Below are 19,892 nucleotides of genomic sequence, written 5' to 3' on the forward strand. Positions count from 1 at the left end.
ATTACCTTAATCACTATTTATGAGATTCAAGAACAAAAATATACTTGTTATGGGTGCAAGTTCGGGCATTGGTTTAGACCTGGTTCATTTATTAAATGCTGAGGGTGCGAATATTTTTGCAGCCTGTAGAAGCCGCTCAACCCTATGGCCTGAATCAGTGGAATATCTGGAAATGGATGTAGTGGATTCTACATCAGCTTTATCCTCATTCCTGCCTGAAGAACTTGATGGACTGGTTTACTGTGTCGGAAATATCAACCTGAAGCCATTTGCAAGAATTTCGGAAAGTGACTTTATTGATGATTTTAAACTGAATGTTGTCGGGGCAGCTTCATCTATTCAGCAATCACTAAAATCATTGAAAAATTCTTCTTCAGCATCTATTGTGCTCATCAGTTCCGTTGCAGCAAGAACCGGAATGGCCTTCCATTCAAGTATCGCGGCATCCAAAGCTGCGATTGAGGGATTGGCAATTTCACTCGCTGCAGAATTAAGTAGCGTTCAAATCCGGGTTAATGTTGTGGCGCCGTCTTTGACCGATACACCTCTTGCCTCAAAACTTCTGAACACGCCCGAAAAAATGGAAGCTGCAGCAAAAAGACATCCTTTAGGAAAGTATGGTACAGCAAAGGACATCAGTGCTGCCATTGCATTTTTACTTTCAACAGAAAGCAGTTGGATAACCGGACAAATTATACCTGTAAACGGTGGTCTTGGCAACCTTAAAACAACATTTTAAGAAGAATAAATTTTATTAACCTCCGTTATGCGCAAACGATATCATACATTAAGGCTAATTTTAGGCGACCAGCTGAACATGCAGCATTCTTGGTTTGCCAAACCTGCAACCGATACCCTTTACGTATTAATGGAGGTGAGAACAGAAACCGACTATGCCTGGCATCATATCCAAAAGCTTTGTGCTTTTTTTGCCGCCATGGAAGATTTTGCAGCACAACTGAATGATGAAGGATTTGAAACGCTTTACCTCAAGCTTGACGATGCTGAAAACAGACAAAGTTTTGCAGATAACTTAAAATACCTGGTGAAGAAATTTAGCATCGAAGAATTTCATTATCAGTTGCCTGATGAATACCGGTTAGACAATGAACTACAGCATTTTTGTAATACTTCGGGGATAGCTCATCGAGCCTTTGATACAGAGCACTTCTACACCAGCCGAGACGAGGTTGCCATATTATTTTCCGGAAAGAAAGAATTACTGATGGAAACCTTTTACCGCAACATGCGTAAAAAACATCATATTTTACTCGATGAGGGTGATGATCCACATGGTGGTAAATGGAATTTTGACGCGGAAAACCGCAAAAAACTTCCTAGGAATCACAAACCAAATCCCCCGCTCTTGTTTGACAATGACGTTAGGACCCAGTTGATCAGAATCACCGGGGCTAAGATTGTGACTATTGGCAATGTTGATGCTCAATATTTAGGCTGGCCGATAAACCGGGAGCAATCACTAAGGCTTTTGAACTATTTTTGCGAAAACGGCCTGCAACTTTTTGGAACTTTTCAGGATGCGATGCACAGCGAAGAATGGTCACTTTACCATTCCCGACTGTCATTTAGCATGAATACCAAACTGCTTTCACCCATGGAGGTGATGAATACTGCAATTAAATACTGGAGGAAAAACAAAAAATCAATATCGCTCAATCAAATCGAAGGATTTATCAGGCAGATTTTGGGTTGGCGTGAATATATGAGGGGAATATACTGGATGAAGATGCCGGAATTTGAATCTATGAATTTCTTCAACCATACCAGAAAACTGCCAAAATGGTACTGGACCGGTGAAACACACATGAACTGCCTGAAGCATGCGATCAGTCAATCACTCCAATTTGGATACGCCCACCACATTCAGCGGTTGATGATTACGGGGAATTTTGCTTTACTTGCGGGCATCCATCCCGACGAAGTAGATTTCTGGTACCTTGGCATTTATATCGATGCCATACAGTGGGTCGAAATTACCAACACAAGGGGAATGAGCCAGTTTGCGGACGGTGGAATTACGGGATCAAAACCCTACACGGCTTCAGCTAATTACATTCACAAAATGAGCAATTACTGCGAAAAGTGTAAATACGACCGCAGCGATAAAACAGGAGAAAATTCATGCCCTTTTAATAGCTTATATTGGGATTTTCATGACAGGCACAGAAGCAAGCTTGAGCATAACCACAGGCTTGCAATGGTTTACCGGATATGGGACAAGATGGATGTAAAAGTTAAGGAAGCTGTTCTGAACAGAGCAGATTCTTGTCTTAAGCACATTGAACTGTTATAATATTTCATCAAACATTGCCGGCAATATTTCTAACATTGATGTTCTGGCTTTAATAACAATCTTAAAACTATTTAGCTGGGGTAATGTTGAGAATTTGAATAAGATGATTTATTCTGAAATCAAAAGATATGAACACAGGAAGTATAGAATATTTGAACCTCAGGGAATTAGCCAACGAAGATTACGCCATTAGTGACGGAGAAGCCGATATAACAGGATGGCCTGTTGTTGACGAAAGCCAAACCACAGTTGGAAAGGTAAGAGATTTACTTTTTGACCCTGAGCAAAATGCCATCCGGTATATCATTACTGATCTTGAAAATGACGTTTCAGCATCAACTAATAAGGCCATTTTAATCCCTATAGGGTTTGCAAGGCTTGGGATCGATAAAAAGGAAGTTATAATACCTGTAATGGATAAAGTACAGTATGACAGAATGCCTGGATATATCATTGGAGAAGTAACCAGGGATACAGAAATGAAAATAAGAGCAGCAATTGGCAGTCCGGCAGCCTTGAAAATAGAAGAAGAAATCATAGAAATTGATCAAGCTGATTTTTACCAACATCACCATTTTGACAGGGGAAATGTGATTTCCAAAAAACAAGAGATTTCATCTGCGAATGTTATTTCCCAGTCAATTAGTGAGGATCGGAAGGAAGAAGAAAGCACTATCCATCAACTGATTGATCACGCACGATCAGAAGCAAAATCTGAACAGGGGCTTGACCAACCTGCAGTAGAGAACCACGATCATTTTATTGTAAGTACATCGCAAGGTACGTTCATAATCCAGCCACAAGCTAATGGAATCTACAGAGTTTTCGAAGGAGAGAATAAAATCGGAGTGATATATGCAGAACCTGGTCATAACGGCAGTAAATGGCAAACGATGGATCATCTGGACGAAGGCCTGGTTATTAATTTAGGAGAGGCAATTACTCATCATAATGCATCAGCATCATAAAGCTATGTTCATAAACGACAACCTTGAACAGGTTGTCGTTTATACTTATTTATCCCCTCTGATTCATCCTGAAGCTACCCTCCTATTCACTATCAAAGACAATCAATAGAAAACAATTCAGAGCAGTATTATTTTTCAGTATTTGTATCTGAACGTTCAGATTGCGGCTTATAAACCATTTACCATAACATGGTACTGGCCATTTCTCAGTTCGCCAATCAATTGCTGTCCGCTTCGCCATCTCTTTATTCTGTTTGAAAACTGGATATCAGACCTGGGTTTAATTTCACCTGTAGGGTCATAATATTCGGACATGTACTGACGCATGGCAATATGTACATCCAAAGATGATCCGTGCAGTAACACTTCGACATTATTTTTTACAAGTCCTGAAAATGCATCTGCCAAAGCAGCGGCGTAATAAGGGCAGTCCCAATCGTGCCTGAATGGGTCATCACCTTTTATATTTACTTTTTGAAGCGGATGCGAAACATCTTCTATCAATTCGTTCGCTGCATCTCCAAATACGTTTGAATAAGCATTCACGAAATGATGCCACCAGCGCGGATGCTGAGGGAGTTGTTTCAACAAGGTATCACATATTAAGATCCGCTTCGGAAACTCAGGTGTTTGAGGATCAATTATAACAAGGGATGTTCCGAAGTGCCCCTCAGTGATGGAGTGACGTGAACAGATTACAAAAAATAATAACTGACCAGGAATTAAATTTTCTTTTGGGTATTGATAAGACCTTATTTCCTGAAGCCTGTCTTCCAGAAAGCCGTTTTTGAAAAGCACATGAAGATTTCCCTCAGATTTCATAGTTGAAAACTGACTGTTCTGAATAAACACATTTGCATTTGCCGGACGGCTGGCGAAGTGATTGCCACTGTTATATCGTACTTCAGCAGAATCTTCAGGGTAAGTTTCAATATCGGCAATATCACCAACTTCAGTTTGTTTATTGGGCTGCACCGACCGGAAAGGGATATGAACCTCCACATGCTCCATCCGCCGGGCAAGGTTGTAGATGCGCTGCTCTGAGCGCGAAAGTAAAGGATCACCACTAATGCTGTCGAAATACACCAGATGTTCCGGGCGGTTGAGATGAAGGAAGATGCGCTCGTCACTTAATAATTCACCCATGGGATTTTCGGAACTGATAAAAAAATCGCGCAGCGCATCGTTTTCCAAATAAGCAGAATTATCCTGATCAAACCGCAATAATCCAGGTTTTGATTGCTTAACCATCCAGGCACAAAGAAACGATGAAATATCGGACTCGAAAGCCATATTTCTATTGCGCGCCTCCAATGGCGATACGGTATATGGCTTCATAAGTTAGTGTTAAGTTCTTTAGGTGTTGAAAGCTAAATATAGCAATCATATTATATGAAATCAAGTGTTTAATCACAACCTTTAGGCTTAAAGGAGTGAAATGGAATGCATTTATTGTATTATAAATGAAACATAGTAATATATGCCCGGATGATTTACGTTATTCTCTTTTATTTTCAGTGATTTATATTATTTTTGTTATCAAACTAATCAGCCTTACCCCCTGAGAACCACAGTCTACACGAAAAACCCTTTTAATTTTTGCCTGCCAGTAAGCAAATATTAACCTAACAAGCTATACGATCGATTAAGTGTTGAGTGAGAAGGATATCATATTGGATTTGAAAGCAGGAAAAGAATCTGCCTTCCGGGTAGTTTTTGATCAGAATTTCAAGAAGCTTTATGCTTTTAGTTTCCGGATTCTTAAAAATAAAGAGCAAGCCGAAGAAGTGGTACACGATGCGCTAATCAATGTATGGATTCATCGGGGAAAGCTTAACGAGCAACTATCTATTTTACCCTACCTCTACACCATCACGCGCAGGTTAACACTGAATGTGCTCCGGCAAATTTCTACTTCACAGAAAATGATGGACCAGCTATGGTTTGACATGGAGAAAGTGAGCAATCAGACCGAAGAAAAAGTTCTTTTATCAGATTTACAGCGATTCACGGAATCTTCCATAAATATTTTACCCCAACAACAGCAGATTGTATTCAAGTTAAGCAGATACGAGGGACTGAATTATGATGAAATTGCAGAAAAGCTTCAAATCTCAAGAAACACTGTGAAAAATCACCTTGTTGCTGCATTAAAAACCTTGCGAATGCATTTCCACATCTCTGATATGAGTTGTTTTTTACTTATCTCAAGCTTATTATTGAAAAAATAGGAATAAATCCTAATACACTAGTCCTAAAATCTGTTTCAAGTGTAATGCTATTATAAACCCGATATAAAGGGAATATAAAGCTATGATTAAATCTGCCCGGATAGAGTACCTGTTACATCAACACCATAACGGAACCATCACCCGATCAGAATATGATGAATTAATGGGGACGCTTAAAATGGATTCAAATGATGAGAATTTCGCGCGGGGCCTGGATCAGTTATGGGCGGCTACGACGGACGAAAGTTTTCATAGCGCCAATGAACAAGAGGAGTTTTATCAGCAGCTTATACAACATCAGGATTTCAAGCCAGGACATGCGGTGTCACGATTTACCCCGCTTTATCGCTATGCAGCGGCAGCTATTGTTTTACTGGCCTGCGCCATCACTATTTATTTTTACACTACAACAGGTTCGGGTTTTAATCAGTTACACGATCACGATATTGCACCGGGTGGAAACAAAGCCGTGCTGCTTTTGTCTGACGGAAAGAAAATTGATCTTGAAGCGATACCGAGCGGGCAATTACTGCACCAGTCTGGCATCACCATAGCCAAAGCTAAACATGGACAGCTGATTTACACAATTGATCAATCTGCCAGTTCAGGCGAAGCCAATCTGGAAAACACCATTGTTACGCCCAAGGGGGGGCAATATCAGGTTAACCTGCCAGATGGCACCAAAGTATGGTTAAATGCGCAGTCAACCCTTAAATTTCCGCTTCATTTTGCAAAAGTACGTGAGGTAAGATTAACAGGTGAAGCATATTTCGAAGTCTCTAAAGTGTATCAGGATGAGAAGCGTCAGGAGCGTTTGGCCTTCCATGTAATTTCCGCGAATCAGCGTATTGAAGTTTTGGGCACACACTTCAATATCAATACTTATCCGGGTGAAAGCCTCACCAAAACTACACTGCTTGAGGGATCAGTCCGGGTGGTTTTAAAAGAGAATTCCTCTTCAACAAATCAGATTGCTTATTTATCACCCGGCCAGGTAGCCATCAACAATGGCTTGGCTATTCAAACAGGCGCTGCTGATGTAGAAGAAATCATGGCATGGAAAAACGGGCTTTTCATTTTTAACGGTCAGAATCTGGCTTCTATTATGAAAGAAGTTGAGCGATGGTATAATGTGGAAGTGGTTTTCGAAGACAACAAACTGAAAAATAATGTTTTCAATGGAAGTACCTCCAGGTTTAAAAATATTTCAGAGTTACTTGAGGTACTCGAATCGACAGGATCAGTTCATTTTAAAATTTCAGGAAGGAGGGTAACGGTAATGGATTAATTTTTTTACCCATTAAAAATGCACTGAAAAGAATAACCGGAAATGCTGCGAACATTCCCGGTCTAAAAAATTAGTGTATTCATGTAACGTATCAAACAAGACAATAAACCACTAAACTACAAATGTAATGAAATTTAAGGATCTAATCCGATCTGAGGCTCCTACCTGGATTAATAAATCTATAGTTCGTGCGATGAAACTAACAATCTTACTAATGACTACTTTTTTGCTGCAGGTACACGCTAATGGATTTGCGCAAAATGTATCATTGAACCAGAGAAACACTACACTGAAGCAGTTATTTTCACAAATAAGAAAACAAACGGGATATAACATTTTATGGCAGGAAGGTAAAGTAAATGATGGCCTGAAAGTGGATGCTGTTTTCGACAATTCCCCACTTGAAAAGGTATTGGATAGAGTATTGGCTCCAAAATCGTTAACCTACAACATCATCAACCGTACCATAGTCATTAAAAAAGCCGACAAGCCTTTTTTTGATAAGGTAGCAGACTTTTTTTCTTCGATTGATATTGATGGTAAGATTCTGGATGCAGAAACTGGAGCTGAAATTCCGAAGGTGACCATTACACTTAAAGGTACTGCACGCACCGTGCTGGCCAATGAGCATGGAACTTTTCGCTTCGCCAGTTTACCTGACGACGCCATCCTCGTATTTTCGAGCATTGGCTATGTTACACAGGAATTGAAAGCGAGTCCTAACATGACCATTAAAATGGTGATGGCTACTAAAGAATTGCAGGAAGTGATGGTGTCTACAGGATATCAAACACTTAAAAAAATAAGTACAACAGGTTCTTTTGGTGTACTTACCGCTAAAGATATCGAACGTCGCCCGAAAATTGACTTATTAGAGGGCATCCAGGGAACGGTACCGGGTGTAGCAGTAGACCTGCGAAACAACAAAATACAAATTCGCGGAGTAAGTTCATATTTGAGCAATTACGCTCCGCTTATTGTCATCGACGGATTTCCTGCCATCAGTCAAAGCATTACCTCCGTAACCTCAAATGGGATTAATGGAAACCCATCCAATCCAATCGTGACCAATACATCGGGAAATGCCATTCTGGGACAGTTTAACCCTGATGATATCGAAAGCATTACCTTTCTTAAAGATGCGGCGGCTTCATCTATCTGGGGGGCCAGGGCTGCCAATGGTGTAATAGTTGTTACAACCAAAAAAGGAAAACGAGGTGCCAATACCATCAACTTCAGCAGCATGGTGAGTACTTCGGCGCCTGCAGATTTTAGTAAATTAACTGCTATGAACAGTTCCGATTATATTGATCTGGAACAAGAACTGGTAGACAAAAATTTTGTGAGCGATCCGGTTGCGGCCATCATTGCGTCGCCAACAAATGGTTACCGCTCTGCACCTGTTTCAGAAGCACAGGAATGGATGTTCAAAGCAAAGCGTAATCCAGCCTATACAGCACAACGTGATTCGGCCTTAAATGTATTGAGAAACCGGTCTAATCAGGATCAGCTACGCGACTACCTTTTGCAAAGGGCCGTTACACAACAATATAACCTTTCATTTTCAGGTGGAACAGATAATAGCTCATACTATATCTCAGGAAACTATACTAAAGACCAGCCTATTTACAAAAGTAACAGCGCTAAGAGTTATAACATCAATACCAGTTTTACAAATGATTTTCTTCGTAAGCGCATCACGCTTAATACGGGTTTAGTGTATAACTATCAATCTGCCCAGGTTAATGCAGCCGCTTTACAGGCGTTAGGCGTTGGCATTTACGGAATGGCGCCGTACGATCAGCTGGTAGATAAGAATGGAAACAGGATTTACAGAGGCGTTACTTTCACCACAAGGGTTTCAGATAGTTTAACGCGCACCAAAAATCTGTTACCCTGGACATACAATGCCATTGATGAGCTTGATTACAACCACACCATTACCAATAAAAACAACATCAGGTTAAATGCTTCACTAAAAGGAGTTATTACATCCTGGTTAAACGTTACTGTTTCAGGACAGTACCAAAAATCAATTGCCGATCAGATCAACAACCAGAATCTGAACAGTTACTTAACCAGAGATCTCATCAACAACTCAACAAATCCACTAAACCTGACCAACTCAAGTTATCTGAGAGTAAATGGTGTTCCGAAAGGGAGCGTTTACAAAACCAGCCGGTCTACTTTTGATGATTATGGTTTAAGAGGTCAGCTGAATGCAAATAAAAGCTTTGGCAGCGATCACCAATTTGATTTGATTGCAGGAACAGAAATCCGCGAATCAAAGTACCAGGGTAGCGAGCAAACCTTATATGGCTATGATGAAGAAAGATCCACTTCAGTTGCTGTAACTCCAACAATCAGTTATAATACGCTTACGGGATCAACTGGCCGGTTGACAAGTCAGGGTACAGTATTTAAAAACAGAACCCGCTATCTTTCCTATTACAGTAACGGAACTTATAGCTTCAAGGAAAAGTATTATATCAGTGGTAGTGTACGTTTTGATGATATTAATATCATTGGTGTAGACAGAAGAGACCGTGCCCGCCCGTTATGGTCATCTGGTTTACGCTGGGACCTTAAAAAAGAAAAGTTCCTGACCGACCTAAACTGGATCAGTTCATTAAGTCTGAGAGGAACAGTTGGTACTGCTGGTAATCCTCCTTTAGCATCTAGCAATTTTACTACCATCAATTCTGGTTTTGTTGATAACATTACCCAACTCGCCTATGTTATGATTTCAAACCCAGCTAACCAGGATATAGGCTGGGAAACCACTAAAATGGTAAATGGAGGGGTTGATGCCTCGTTTTTGAACAATCGTATTTCGTTTGCACTTGATTTGTACAGTAAAAGAACAACTGATATTTTAATAAATCAACCCATCAATTCAGCATACGGTTTTAGTACCTTACAATTCAATAGTGGATCTTTGGCTGGTCATGGCGTAGATTTAGGTTTAACAGGAAGAATTATCCAGAACAACAAATTTAGCTGGTCTTCTACGGTCAACTTTTCATATAATACTAATGAGGTTACCGATAGCCGTTTCCCTCCAACCACAGTTAGTGTGGGTACCGCTACCATCACGAGTGGCTATCCGCTGGATAACCTTTTTGTTTATCGTTGGGCGGGATTAGACAATACCGGGCAGTCACAAATATATACGGCTAACGGCACCATAGTGAAGTCAACAGCTTCAACAGCGATAAAACCTGAAGACAGAACCTATGTCGGAAGAACTACGGCTCCTTACTTTGGTGGCTTTTTAAACGTATTCAGTTATAAAAACTTTGAGTTATTTACGAGGATCACTTACAGCCTTGGGCATAAATTCCTGATCCAAAACATCAATAGCAGCAACTATCCAAATAACGCATCTTCTTCCGGTCTGTTGGCCACCAGCCAGGCATTAGTAAACAGATGGAAAAAACCGGGCGACGAGGCTAATACCGACGTACCTGGATTAAGCGGAACTAATTTCAATAGCGTTTCCAGGTATATGTATAGCGACCTCAATGTAAGGGATGCCGGAAATATCCGTTTTCAGCAAATTTCACTTAATTATAATGTTCCGCAGTACATGCTTAAAAAAGCACCATTCATCAGAAATTTGAGTGCTGGATTTACTTTGGCCAACTTAGGTTTACTATGGGTAGCCAATAGAGAGAAAATTGACCCCGATTATCAAATGACTGGTTCATTTATCAACCTTCCACCGACCAGGAGCTATGTATTCAACCTTAAATTAACGCTTTAACCCCATCATGAAAAAAATTAATTATATCATATTGGCTATTGCCATGTTCAATATTTTCTCATGCAGGAAGTATGTTGAAATCCCGCCAGAGCAAACAAAAGCATTGAGCACAACTGTGGATTATATGCAGTTGATGAATAACTCGTTTTCAAACGAGCAAAGCTATTACTACCCTGTTTTTTCAGGGGATGATTGCGGCACTACAGAAACCACCTGGCAAAACACATTAACTGTTCCAGCCGGAAATGCTTATATATGGGCTGACAGATTTTATGGTGCCAACGAAGAAGATCTGGACTGGCAAACCAATTATAAGAAAATATTTATCTGGAATACGGTAATTGAGGGTATTATGGGAAGTAGTGGTGCCGAAGCTGATAAACAGTTAGGCCTGTCGTACGCATTGGTAAATCGTGCTTACGATTATTTCACGCTGGTTAATCTGTATGGCAAGCAGTATGATGGGGCTACCGCCGCGACCGACCCCGCAGTACCTTTAATACTGCAGCCGAAATTCCTGACAGACTTATCGCGCGCTAGTGTTCAAAATGTTTATGATCAGATTGAAAACGACTTGCTGGCAGCTATCCCTAATTTGAAGGATTTGCCAGATTACAACACCAATCCTTCAAAAGTTGGTGCTTATGGGCTACTGGCACGTGTGTATCTGCATAAGCGGGATTTCATTCAGGCACAACGCTATGCTGATCTGGCGCTGGCATTAAAAAATACACTTCTGGATCTTAATGTATTTAAAGTGCCAACGGCCACCTTTCCTACTAAGACGTTTAACCCGGAAGAATTAATGGTTAAAAGAACTATTCAATATCCATCAGGGTTCCCCTTGAGTGCCGATGCAGAAAGTATTTACGATAAGAGCAAAGACTTACGCTATACCTATCTTACTGCACCAGGCGCTAATGTCAGATTTAGTAATTTCACAGTTGCACGTGCCTATAATAAATCGGTATTAACCGGCGACGGTGGTTATGTAGGTCCAAGTGTTCCCGAAATGATCCTGATTAAAGCAGAATGCCAGGCTCGTGCCGGCAATACCGCAGCTACACTGACCCTATTGAACGATTTCCGTAAAAAACGTTTTGATAATGCAACTACCTATGTAAACCTAACGGCTGCTAATGCCAATGAAGCGTTGCGCCTGGTAATTGATGAACGGAAACGCGAATTTGTAGGCCGGGGTTTCCGCTGGTTCGATCAGCGCCGCCTGAATAAAGATTCCGGTTTCATCAGCACGGTAACCCGTGTATTTAAAGGGAATACTTATACCCTTGAGCCGGGCGGTAACCGCTATGTATATGCCATAGCTGATAAATACATTACACTCAACCCTGAAATCACACAAAACCCAAGATAGAATTTACCCATGTTAAAACAAAAAACCATTTTAATGGCTGCAGCCATCAGCATCACAGCTGGCGTTTCGGGCTGTGCACTTTTTCGAAAAAAACCTGCCCCCGCTGCAAAAGTCGCGGTTATTGATCCGGCAAAGAAAAAAGCCGACAGCCTGGCTAAAGCTACAGGCTTAAAGCCTTATACGGAGATTGTAACAAAAGGAACTAAGACTCAGCATGGATTTTTCACCATACACCAGAAAGACGATAAATACTATTTCGAAGTACCAAACCAGATCTTAAAAAGAGATATCCTGATTGTAAGCCGTATTGCCAAAGCCTCGGCTGATATGCGTAATGGTTCATCAGGCTATGCCGGCGACCAAATTGGCGAAACGGTATTCCAGTTTGAAAAAGGGCCAAATAAAAAGCTTTTCTTACGAAGGATTTCCTTTGCCGAATTGTCGAAAGACAGTACAACAACGATGTTTGCCAGCCAGCAAAAAAACAACATCAGTGCCATTGTTGCGGCTTTCCCGATTATCTCTATGCCTAAAGATTCATCGGCCATGGTAGTGGACGTAACCGAATTTTTAAACAGCGATAACGATGTACTGTATTTCCAAAAAAAGATGTTTAAAGATAAGGCGGGAATGGGTGCCCAGCAAAACGACAAAAGTTATGTTGACTATATTCACACCTACCCGAAAAATATTGAAATCGGTTCGGTAAAAACCTACGCCGCAGGTATGAACCCTACCGGTTCGAGCTATACAGTTACTTTAAATGCATCACTGGTTTTATTGGATGCGCAACCCATGCGTCCGCGATTGGCTGATCCGCGTGTAGGATATTTCTCTACTTCTTTCCGCGATTTCGATGCCGATCCGCAAGGGGTGAAAACGACCACTTATGTTAAAAGATGGAAACTGGAACCCAAACCTGAAGATGTAGAAAAGTACAAAAAAGGTGAATTGGTAGAGCCGGCTAAACCGATTGTGTTTTACATCGATCCGGTAACCCCAAAAAAATGGATACCCTATTTAATGGAAGGCATTAACGACTGGCAGAAAGCTTTCGAAGCAGCGGGTTTTAAAAATGCCATCATGGCCAAAGAAGCACCTACCAAAGCGCAGGATAGTACCTGGAGCATTGATGATGCAAGCCATTCGGCAATTATCTACCGTCCATCTGCTATTGCAAACGCAATGGGCCCGAGTACTTCCGATCCACGTAGCGGCGAGATTATCGAAAGCCATATTTTCTGGTATCACAATGTGATGTCGTTACTGCAGAAATGGTACCGTGCTCAGGCAGCCATGGTTGACCCGGAGGCCAGGAAAGCCACTTTCAGTGATGAGCTGATGGGTAACCTCATCCGTTTTGTATCTTCTCACGAAGTAGGACATACATTGGGTCTGATGCACAATTTCGGTTCGAGTTCTACTGTGCCTGTAGAAAAATTACGCAACAAAGCCTGGGTAGAAGCTAACGGACATACCCCCTCTATTATGGATTATGCACGTTTCAATTATGTGGCGCAACCAGAAGATCATATAAGTCAGAAAGGGATTTTCCCGCGCATTGGCGATTATGATAAATGGGCAATAAAATGGGCGTACACCTGGCATCCTGAATTCAGTTCTGCCGAAGAAGAAAGTAAGTCGCTGGTTAAAATGGTAAGCGATTCACTTCAAAAAAATCATCGTTTATGGTTCGGATTTGAAGGTGAACCTTTCGATCCGCGGTCGCAAAATGAAGATCTGGGCGACAATGCCATGCTGGCCAGCACTTATGGCATTAAAAACCTGAAGAGAATGCTTCCGCAGCTGGAGAAATGGGTAAGTGTACCTGGCGATGATTTCGGAAAATTATTTGCAGCTTATGAAGGTGTATGGGATCAGTATGGTTTATATATCGGCCATGTAACTAAAAACGTAGCAGGCGAAAATAACACCCCTAAAGTGGCAGGTGAACCCGGCTTGCGTTTGGAAACAACACCGGTATGGAAACAACGGGATGCTGTTAAATTTCTAAATGAAAATGTGTTTGAAACGCCAACGTGGCTGATGAATAAAAGCCTGGAAAATAAACTTAACATTACTTTCGGCGTTGAATTAAACGCGGTACAAGAGGATGCGATTTACAGTCTGATTACCAGGAATCGTTTGAGTAGAATGCTCACTAACGAGATGAACGATAAAGGGAATGCGTATAACATATCCAACATGTTCAGCGACCTGGATAAAGGTATTTTCAAAGAATTGTACAACGGACAAAATTCCGATATCTACCGTAGAAATATGCAAAAACTGTATGTGTGGCGCTTATTGATGCAAGGCTTTTTTGCAAATGATATGGTTCAAATTAATCCACCAAATACATATCGCTTTACAGTAACGGATCTAAATGGAATGATTAGAAACGAACTTAGAAAACAACAGGCTTTATTCAAATCCACCCTTAAAAAACCAGGGATAAATGAATTAAATCGTGTTCACCTGAAGGAAATGATTTCGCTTATTGACAGCAAATTCAACGCAGAAAGCAGCGGACTTGTGAAATAATCAGCACAAAAAACTTATCTCAAATGGATAAGAATATATAGTAATAAGTTAGTAATGATAAATGGCAGAACCGCGATGGGACTGCCATTTTTTTTATAACTTGGATTAAATGAAAGAGATTAAATAACCTGTTTTATAGCTTAACTGTGTCCAAAAGCCTTCTGTGGTAATTAATTTGCCCAAGGTGATAAGCCAGGTGCGTAGTGAGGTGAGTTAAAAAATATTCGGTTGAGGTCTTCTCTTCGAATACCAGTGTGGGATATTCTGACTGTATCTCTTCTATCGTTAGTCCATCAAGTGTTCGGTTAATCACTTCAATGGTTTGGTCTATTTTTTTGATCAGTTCGCTGCGAGGGACATCCTTTAACGAAAACTCAAGTTCGCGGTTTCTGATGTAGCCACTGCTACCTAGAGTAGCACCGATATAGGTATTTAAGTTTCCGATCAGATGCAGACATAGGTTACCGGCTGAATTGGTTACACTTTCATTGATGATCCACAAATTGGATTCGTTTTGATAAGATTCAATTTCAGCTTTTAGTTTATACAGATCGCGGTTAAACAGTTTTTTTAGGGTTTGGTTCAACATTGTTTAGTCCTTTAAGGGAGCATTGTTGTTTAATATTACTTAAATTTTCAAATGAATTGTCTGTAAAGCAGTTTTTTTAAATAAAAAAACCCTCCAGTATTACTGAAGGGTTTTGTGGGCCCACCTGGGCTCGAACCAGGGACCAAAAGATTATGAGTCTTCTACTCTAACCGACTGAGCTATAGGCCCGGAAAAAACTTGCGTTTTTTGCGAGTGCAATGTTACAAATTTGAATTCAATTTTCGAAAATGTTTTTTGCTAATTTTTATAAAAAATAATATTCCGCCTCATTTTCAACGCACTACACCCCAGGTTTTATTTGGCTTGGCGCCCATCTCAAGTTCCAGCTTACCTCCATTCATCAGTTGCTCATGCGTAAACCAGGGCGTATTAAATATCTTTCCATCAAACGTAGCGCTTTGAATATACTTATTAATTACCGAACAGTGGTGTGCAACCAGCTCAAACTTCTTACCATTGGGCAAATCGATTGTCACCTCTTCAAAAACCGGACTACCGATGGTATATTGTGGGATTCCGGGGGTTACCGGGTAGAAACCCATAGACGAGAACACCACAAAGGCAGTCATCCCTCCCCCATCTTCATCGCCTGGTATGCCGAAAATGTTATCTTTAAACCAGGTATCCAATAAAAAGCGGATGCGTTTCTGGGTTTTCCATGGAGAAGCGGTAAAGTTATATAGATAAGGGATATGGAAACTGGGTTCGTTACCCATTGAATATTGCCCCACTAAACCTGTAGCATCAGGAAGTTTAGCCCAGAAAGCGTATTTTGCCCTGCCCAGCGGTTCACGAAAAAGCTGATCTAGCTTATTCTCAAATTGCTGACTGCCCCCGAACAGCCCCTGGAGACCCTTAATATCATGCTGCACCTGCCACAGATAAGTCCAGCCATTATTTTCATCATAGTAATCGCGGGCACCCATACCGCCATCAAACACCGGATCGATATTGATCCATTTGCCATGCTGATCTTTAGGCATAAACATCTGTTTGCTGGCATCCCAGAGGTTTCTGTAATTCTGGCCGCGTTTATTGAAACGCTGGTAATCATCCTGTTTGCCTAAGCTACGGGCAAATTCTCCCAGTGCCCAGTCGTCGAAACTGTTGCCAAGCGTAACAGCTACTGCCTGCCGCTTCTCCCACGAGTGTACAGCCGTATCGGTTTCCTTTTCATCAGGCTTCAATGCAGGTATGTAACCATTTTTATAGTAAAATTGTTCCATGGCCCCACCCTTACCATTTTTCCACGGCATCATGGTCGCCTCATCGGCATTTTTCTTCATGCCCTCATAAGCTTTCTGCACATCGTAGTTCTTTAAACCTTTATTATAAGCGTCTAAAAACACGAGCGTGGAATGGAAGCCATTCATGCAGGGATTGTCTCCGAACAATACCGGAAAAGTAGGTACCCAGCCGCTTTGCTCGTACATGGAAACATATGAATTCAGCATATCTTCCTCCTGCAATGGATTGAGAATGGTTCTGAGGGGATGATGTGCCAGATAAGTATCCCAAGTCCAGTCATCTACGTAAAAAGGCCTTGTGGTCTGATGAATCTGATTATCATAGCCGCTATAGTACTGTCCGTCTTCAGTAATGTCTACCATCCTTTCGTACGTACGGTACAGTGCCGTATAAAAGGACCGTTTCTGAGCCTCAGTTCCACCAATAGTTTTGGTCTGATTAATTACCTTAGACCAGGCTTCTTCACCATGTTTCACCAGCGTTTCGAAAGTTTGGTTTCTGAATTCCCGGTCGAAATTTTTACGCGCCTGAGCGGCACTAACATACGATATGGCATATCTGAACTCAATCTTTGTAGCCGATTTAGCAGGGAAGCTCACATAAGCTTTAACATTTTTAGTGCGATCGCCCATGACAACAGTCTCCGCACTGAGCTGATCGTTTTTGATTACCCCAACACTCGCACCGTCACTGAATACCCCGTAAAGGAATACTTTAACCTTGTCGTGGTAAGTTTCCAAACCGGTTATTTCATTTTTAGAAATAAAGCGATACTCGCTTTGGCCATCGTTATAAGTACCCAGCAGAATAGATTTAGGTACATTTGCCGGAAATTCGAAACGGTAATAGCCTGTTTTTTGATTGGGTACAAACTCGACCTTTATATCCTGATCGATGAGAAACGTAGAGTAGTACCAGGGACGCAGCACTTCAAGTTCATGATCATAGGTTGCACGTTTGCTCCACGAATTGATATCAGGCTTTTCAGCGATAGGCATCATGGAAAATACTTCACCCAAACGATGCGATACAACATTGAGCGGAAAACCAGACAGCTGATCATCCATATAATCTTTCCGCATGGGAAACATCCTGATCATTTGGTTAGGCAGTTGAACTGTTGGCCTTGTGGGCTCGAGCAGCTGTCCCACATTACCAATTCTGGGATCAACATATTTGAGGTTCCCCCTACCCGAATAATCCTGAGCAATGGAATAGAATGTTGAAGCGGAGATGAGCAAGGCCAGACTGAATATTTTTTTGATCATGTGCGCTGGGGTATGATTAATCGATTTAGTGATATGAATTAAAGCTTTAAAAGTAAAATTTTAATCGGGAAAATAACATAACATTTTGGTTAAGGTGTATGAAAACCTTGAGTATAATGTGGATAAAACAAACTAATATTGGCGCATTAACAATAGTCAAATGGTTATTTTTGCCTTAATATGAATAGCCCTGATTCGGAACACCAGCTACTTTTTGATTTCTTAGACAATACCAACCAACCCATTTTTCTGACCGGGAAAGCGGGTACTGGAAAAACAACTCTGCTTCGCAAAATAAGGGAAACCACTAACAAGAACTTTGCTGTAGTTGCGCCTACTGCTGTTGCGGCTATAAATGCTGGTGGCGTTACGCTCCATTCATTCTTTCAAATCCCTTTTGGTCCGCTGGTGCCCAACGCCGATGAGCAGGATGGTAACCAAATGAGGTATTCCGATGAAAAGCAACGCCTGCTCAGGTGCCTGGAGCTGCTCGTTATTGATGAGATCAGTATGGTGCGGGTTGACATCATCGACTTTATCGATCGTACACTTAGACGGGTCAAAGGCTCGAACAGGGCATTTGGTGGTGTACAGGTATTGATGATCGGCGACTTATACCAGTTGTCGCCAATATTCCATGACGCATGGCACATTCTGGGTGCATATTATAACAGTCCGTACTTTTTCGACAGCCTGATTTTTCGATCAATGCCTGTGGTAACTTTTACCCTTGAAAAGGTTTACCGTCAGTCGGACCCGGTTTTCCTGAACATCTTAAATGGCATGCGCGAGAACCACCTGAGCGCTGATTTACTGGATGCCTTAAACCAGCGCTACGATCCATCACTGGACCAGGAATGGAAAGACGACTACATCACCCTAACTACACATAATCAGCTGGTTTCAGAGATTAATCAAAATTGCCTGGAGAAACTGGAAGGTGATACTTTTGAGTTCGATGCACAGATAATCGGAGATTTTCCTAAGGATGCCTACCCTACCGATGAGAAACTGAAGCTTAAAAAAGGAGCCCAGGTAATCTTCATTAAAAATGATTCATCGGGCAAAAAACAATATTACAATGGCAAGGCCGCGAGGATTACCGGAATTAGTACCGACACCATAAAAGTAGTTTTTATTGCCGATGGACATGAAATTGAAGTGGAACGTGAAATCTGGCAGAATGTGAAATACAGCCTGAGTAGTCAGGAAAACAAAATAGACGAAACCAGTACCGGATCTTTTTCACAATACCCGTTCAAACTTGCCTGGGCAATTACTGTGCACAAGAGTCAGGGATTGACTTTTGACAAGGCAATTGTAGATGTAAGCGGAGCCTTTACCCATGGGCAGGCTTATGTGGCACTCAGTCGCTGCCGTAGCCTGGAAGGACTGATCCTAAAATCGCCGGTAAAGAATGAAAACATCCTGACCGATGAGAAAGTAACCCGTTTTACCTCTACTGCACATCAGCAGAAACCAGATCGTATTTTACTGGAGAAATATAGTCAGGAATATGCCTGGGGCCTCATTCGTGAGTTACTTGATTTTTCATTGCTGGCAAAAGACTGGGCCAGGCTGGGGAATTCCAAACTGATCGATAAAGATGAAAAACAGGCTTTCGTAACTTTGTTTGATGAGGGAAACCAGATTCTGGAAAATGAAGTGATCAAAATTGCACATAAATTCCTGGCTCAGGAGTTTTCAAAGATATTAACAGCGAGCAACCCCGCAAATGAAAATGCATTCATGGAACGTTTACAAAAAGCTTCAGTCTATTTCATTCCCAAACTGGAACATGCCATAACGCTGCTCAATAAGATAGTTGCTATTAAATTTTACAGCGACACCCATTCAGAGAAATTGCTGAATAAACTTAACGACTGTCTGGATGTGCTGAAGGTTAAGCTGGCGCTCTTCAAGATTTCATGGATACCTTTTTCCGTAAATGATTACATCAGCACTTTCCACGCAACAAGTAATAAAAAACCTGCTGGAAGCAGTGTGCCGAAACCGGCATTTAAACCAAAAGAAATTTCCAATCCGCAGGTGTACAAAAATTTATCAGAATGGAGAAAAACAGTGGCGTTGCAACGTGGCGTTCAGGATTATTCAGTACTGTCAGACCTGGCTTTGCTGGCCATTGCTGAGCGCCTGCCCAGAACCGCCGATCAGCTTGCCGCGATTAAAAGTGTGGGCTTTGGCAATGCTAAAGAATTAGGACAAGCCATTACCAGGATTATAAATGCACACCTGGGCACCAGTGAATTGTTTTAAAAA

Annotated in this window: 12 protein-coding genes and 1 tRNA gene; 9 read left to right on the plus strand and 4 right to left on the minus strand. The window is 41.4% G+C overall.

What is annotated here, in order from left to right:
- The first annotated feature begins 19 nt into the window (after positions 1-19).
- The 3 genes from AB669_RS01035 (at position 20) to AB669_RS01045 (ending at position 3,282) form a co-directional block, all read left to right on the plus strand.
- Positions 20-739 (plus strand): SDR family NAD(P)-dependent oxidoreductase, encoded by a 720-nt coding sequence (locus tag AB669_RS01035; protein WP_047797418.1) that lies wholly within the window; start codon positions 20-22, stop codon positions 737-739.
- Positions 740-766: 27 nt separating this feature from the next.
- A complete protein-coding gene (locus tag AB669_RS01040; RefSeq protein ID WP_047797419.1) occupies positions 767-2,314 on the plus strand; it encodes a cryptochrome/photolyase family protein in 1,548 nt (515 codons plus the stop codon).
- 128 nt (positions 2,315-2,442) lie between these two features.
- A complete protein-coding gene (locus AB669_RS01045; RefSeq protein ID WP_047797420.1) occupies positions 2,443-3,282 on the plus strand; it encodes a PRC-barrel domain-containing protein in 840 nt (279 codons plus the stop codon).
- 168 nt (positions 3,283-3,450) lie between these two features.
- On the opposite strand, the gene AB669_RS01050 is transcribed toward AB669_RS01045, so the two are convergent.
- The gene (locus tag AB669_RS01050) at positions 3,451-4,620 is read right to left on the minus strand and encodes a hypothetical protein (protein WP_053058197.1); all 1,170 of its coding nucleotides are present in this window, start codon (positions 4,618-4,620) and stop codon (positions 3,451-3,453) included.
- 314 nt (positions 4,621-4,934) lie between these two features.
- Between AB669_RS01050 and AB669_RS01055 the strand changes: the two genes are divergently transcribed.
- The 5 genes from AB669_RS01055 (at position 4,935) to AB669_RS01075 (ending at position 14,486) form a co-directional block, all read left to right on the plus strand.
- Entirely contained in the window at positions 4,935-5,513 is a 579-nt protein-coding gene (locus AB669_RS01055; RefSeq protein WP_231582611.1) for an RNA polymerase sigma factor, read from the plus strand.
- Between the two features lie 82 nt (positions 5,514-5,595).
- Positions 5,596-6,801, plus strand: coding sequence for a FecR family protein (locus AB669_RS01060; protein ID WP_047797422.1), 1,206 nt, complete (start codon positions 5,596-5,598; stop codon positions 6,799-6,801).
- A 193-nt stretch (positions 6,802-6,994) separates the two neighbouring features.
- Positions 6,995-10,567 carry a SusC/RagA family TonB-linked outer membrane protein gene (locus AB669_RS01065; protein WP_231582612.1) on the plus strand — a complete coding sequence of 1,191 codons (3,573 nt, stop codon included), beginning with the start codon at positions 6,995-6,997 and terminating at the stop codon, positions 10,565-10,567.
- 7 nt (positions 10,568-10,574) lie between these two features.
- On the plus strand, positions 10,575-11,942 hold the full coding sequence (locus AB669_RS01070; RefSeq protein ID WP_047797424.1) for a RagB/SusD family nutrient uptake outer membrane protein: 1,368 nt from the start codon (positions 10,575-10,577) through the stop codon (positions 11,940-11,942).
- Positions 11,943-11,951: 9 nt separating this feature from the next.
- Positions 11,952-14,486 carry a zinc-dependent metalloprotease gene (locus AB669_RS01075; RefSeq protein ID WP_047797425.1) on the plus strand — a complete coding sequence of 845 codons (2,535 nt, stop codon included), beginning with the start codon at positions 11,952-11,954 and terminating at the stop codon, positions 14,484-14,486.
- A 133-nt stretch (positions 14,487-14,619) separates the two neighbouring features.
- Here the strand turns inward: AB669_RS01075 and AB669_RS01080 are convergent, their stop codons facing one another.
- The 3 genes from AB669_RS01080 to AB669_RS01090 form a co-directional block, all read right to left on the minus strand.
- Entirely contained in the window at positions 14,620-15,075 is a 456-nt protein-coding gene (locus tag AB669_RS01080) for a DUF1572 family protein (RefSeq protein ID WP_197082297.1), read from the minus strand.
- A 115-nt stretch (positions 15,076-15,190) separates the two neighbouring features.
- Positions 15,191-15,264: transfer RNA gene (locus AB669_RS01085), tRNA-Ile, on the minus strand.
- A 104-nt stretch (positions 15,265-15,368) separates the two neighbouring features.
- Positions 15,369-17,612 carry a GH92 family glycosyl hydrolase gene (locus AB669_RS01090; protein ID WP_047797426.1) on the minus strand — a complete coding sequence of 748 codons (2,244 nt, stop codon included), beginning with the start codon at positions 17,610-17,612 and terminating at the stop codon, positions 15,369-15,371.
- 180 nt (positions 17,613-17,792) lie between these two features.
- On the opposite strand from AB669_RS01090, the gene AB669_RS01095 reads away from it, so the two are divergent.
- Entirely contained in the window at positions 17,793-19,889 is a 2,097-nt protein-coding gene (locus AB669_RS01095; RefSeq protein ID WP_047797427.1) for an HRDC domain-containing protein, read from the plus strand.
- The last annotated feature ends 3 nt before the right edge of the window (positions 19,890-19,892 follow it).

This window comes from Pedobacter sp. BMA, assembly GCF_001027745.1.
Classification (GTDB): Bacteria; Bacteroidota; Bacteroidia; order Sphingobacteriales; family Sphingobacteriaceae; genus Pedobacter.